1 protein-coding gene is annotated in these 3,490 nt (G+C 56.2%); it reads right to left on the bottom strand.

The features are described from left to right. The coding region (locus KQI26_RS14840) for a hypothetical protein (RefSeq protein ID WP_216505018.1) at nt 1-3,251 on the bottom strand (3,251 nt) is incomplete at its 3' end. Nucleotides 3,252-3,490 lie beyond the last annotated feature (239 nt).

The raw sequence follows: 3,490 nt of genomic DNA, 5'->3' as shown, positions 1-3,490 counted from the left end.
TTCACCAGCTCACGGGCGCTGACGAAGTCGATCTCGTCCTTGGCCCAATGGTTTTGGGTGTCGATGAAGTTCTTGGCATTATCCACGATTTTCACCGTTGCACTGCCGTCCACGGTGAGTCGGATGCCGTCCTCGGTGGGAATGGAATCCTTCAAAATCTCCTCGGTGCCGTCGGGATGGACAAGCACCGCCACGGTGCCGGCGTTTGCGTTGGAAACGGGAATTTCCACCTCGGTCTTGCCGGAGTTCTGGGGCAGCTCCACCTTGACGGTGGGGGCGGTGCCGGAATTGCGGGCAGCCTCCACCTCAACGGGAGCTTTGACGGCCTTGCCGTTCTTCTTCGCATCCTCGACCGCCTTGGCGCTGACCTTGGCGTTCGCCTCGGTCTGGCCGTTCTTGTCGGTTTTCACCGTGCCGGTGGAGCCGTCGGCGGCCTTATTTTCGGTGACGGAGCTGCCGTCCTTCTTGGTCTCGGTTTTGGAAACGGAGCCGTCTTTCTTGGTCTCAGTCTTGATGGTGGTGCCATCGGCCTTGGTCTCGGTCTGAACCTTGGTGCCGTCGGGCTTGGTGGTGGTCTCGGTCTTGACGGTGCTGCCGGAATTGTCACGGTCAGAGCCGCCGCCACCGCCGGGCTTCGGCGCGGTCTGAAATTTCAGTTTCAGCGGCCCGCCCGCGCCGCTGACGCGTTCCGCATCCAATGTCAGATTAGCACTCTTCTGCGCCACGGTAGCGGCATATTTCTGATTATCATGGACATCATTGACCACCCGAATGGAATGGCCCTCGGGCAGATAGTTTTCCGGAAGGACAAGGTAGGTTTTCGCTTTCGCCTCGTCCATCGGTATCCCTTGGGTCAACACCATCACATTGTAATCGGTGCAGTTGGCGGTGAAGGTGCCACCTTTTGCAATTTGGAAAGCGCCCTGATACCTGTCGGAACTGCCATTCACGCCAAAAACCGCAACGCCTTGCTCACCGGAGACGTTCAACACCCCGGTGGCGCCAATGACCATTTGACCGCAGCGGATGCCCTTGCCCTTGACCGTCAGCTTGCCCTTGACGGTGATAATGGAATCCGCATTGCCGGAGGATCCGATGTTGATCTCCCCGGCGTTCAGCGCCCCGTCCTGCTCCACGGTGAGGTGCATATCCATGCTGATGTGTTGAACAGTCAGCGGCTCGCGGCCGACGATCTGCACCGTTGGACGATAAGAGTCATTATAAGAAAGCCTGTTTACAAGGCTTTCCTTTTGGACAGCGATTTTGATATTCTCCGCACCCTTAGGCAGGGTCAGCGTTCCGGTCACCGCCAGACCGTTCAGGGTCAGAGTTCGAGCCGTGTTGTTCCAGTGGTAGCCGTCGGTTCCCAGATCGCCCTGATCTCCAACGACCTGGCTCAGGTCAAGATTATCCATCTTGAGATTTCCCAGCGCCGCGCCCCCATTGGTGTAATATGTGTGGCCCGTACCGGCTGGAACTTGCACCAGACCGGAACCGGTCAGGCGCAGCCCCTTTATGTCCGCAGCGGTGGCATCCGGTATGGAAACGGTACCGTTGTTGACCAAAGTGCCGTTGTTGGTCAGACGGGACAGATGCTCCAAACCCGAAATCTTCAGCGTCACGCTCTTTGGGATGGTCAGGGTCGCCCCTTTTTGGACGGTCAGACTGACCAACATGTCCACTTTAGTGCTTGACACGGCACCCACAACGAATTTGTCTCCGCCTGGCATGATCGGGGGAAGTTCGCTGTTTCCATAGGCGGTGAAGTCCAAGGTCGCGGTGGGGTTTGCTAGCGTTCCTCCTTTATTCACGCAAACGAGACCGTTAAACGTAACGCCGTCCACCATCTTCGGAGACACCGTGCTGGTTATGCTTGTATTCAGCGTTCCGGTTCCGGTGACAGACACAGACTCGCCCTCTAACTTTAAGATATTGATCGCTTGTAGGTTGTTTTCTCCAATGACCTCTATCTCGGTAAGATTTCCTTCAATTCTTTTGTCCTTGCTCTCGGCGTTGAACAAAATGGCGCTGGCGGCTCCGTTCTTCGGGTCACTATTGCTCAACTGGGAGAACATCACATAGCCATTCCCGGCTTGGTAATAGACAGCCTTTGTGTGAGTGGGCACCATATCATACCTGCCAGTGGTATCGGCCTTTTGATAAGTGTCATCCTTCCAAAGAAGCTGCGGTTCGATGTCATTTTTCCCATTGTACAGCAGCACCGGAATATCGGAGTCGATCGTTTCCGCGATGGGAGCCTGGGATTCGGAATTCCCTAATCGGGTGACAGACGCCGTACCGCAGTTCTTCAGGGTCATGCCCATGACCACGGGATCGGAGGAGGCCTCACCGGCGATTTCCACCGTCTTCGCGCCGGTAATGGTCAGACCGTTGGCAGCAGCGCTGGAACACACGATGCCGCTGCCGCCACTCTCCATCTTCACCGTTCCGCTGGCGGTGATGCTGTGGGTGTCGTTTTCGGAAGAAAGTAGGTCTCCGCCGCCTCCAATGGTCACATTCTGCGCTTTGGCCACGGTCAGCGGACCGTGTACTGCCGTGCCGCTCTTGTTGACGATTTCCACATTTCCTCCGGCGTTGAGGGTGACGGCGCACTCCTTGTAACCGTCTCCGATCAGCGGGTAAGTATTGCCGCTGCCGGTGATCGTCACATTACCTCCGGCGGTCACATTCAGGCTTGGGGCTATCACGGTGGCATCATCGGCTGGATTCGCAGTTGTCTCAATGGTCACCGTCTTCCCTTTAAGCGTAACGGGGTTTTTGGGGGTATTCACGGCAATCTTGGCGGAAGAGATCCGGATATCTCCCCTGGTGGTCAGATCCAGCTTCACGATCTGGACAGCATCGCCATTTACGCTCTGCAGGGTGATGCTGCCGGAAAATCCCTCTGTGGTCAGTGTGCTTTGATCGGAACCGGACACCGCATTGTTGCTGCCGGAGGCCGTAATGGTGAGATTACCGTCTCCGGCCAGAGTCAGGGTGCCGTCATCAAAGTTCAGGCCGTCTGAGCTGCCACCGTTTACTTCTACCGTTCCATAGACCGTCAGAACACCGTCTTTATAGTTCAGGTAGTCCGTGTCAAGCGAATCCGTGGTTTCTTTGATCCCGCCGCCTTCATTCGGGATATAAAACTTGCCGGATTCCAGAGGTGTCCCGGCAAGCGTTACGCTGCTGGGCGCTTCTGTCCCCTCTGCCAGCGCCGCCGTGGGCAGCAGCGTCAGGCACAGGGCCAACGCTGTCAGAACGCGCTGTCAGAACGCTTAGAAATCGTTTCTTCATCGTATTTCTCTCCTTTGTAAACGCTTTGGTTCCTCCCCAGGGGAGGAACCAAGGGCATATGCCCTTGAAAAAAACCGCTTCGCGTTTTGCCTCGTTCTTGATCGTATGAAAGCACAACCCCCTCTATTTTGTACGCCTCTTTTGGGCTGACACCAGCCGCAGATGAGCTTTAGTGAAGTGATTATATCATCCT

This window comes from Intestinimonas sp. MSJ-38 (genome assembly GCF_018917925.1).
Taxonomy (GTDB): Bacteria; Bacillota; Clostridia; order Oscillospirales; family Butyricicoccaceae; genus Pseudobutyricicoccus.
This window is presented reverse-complemented; position numbering and strand designations above follow the sequence as displayed.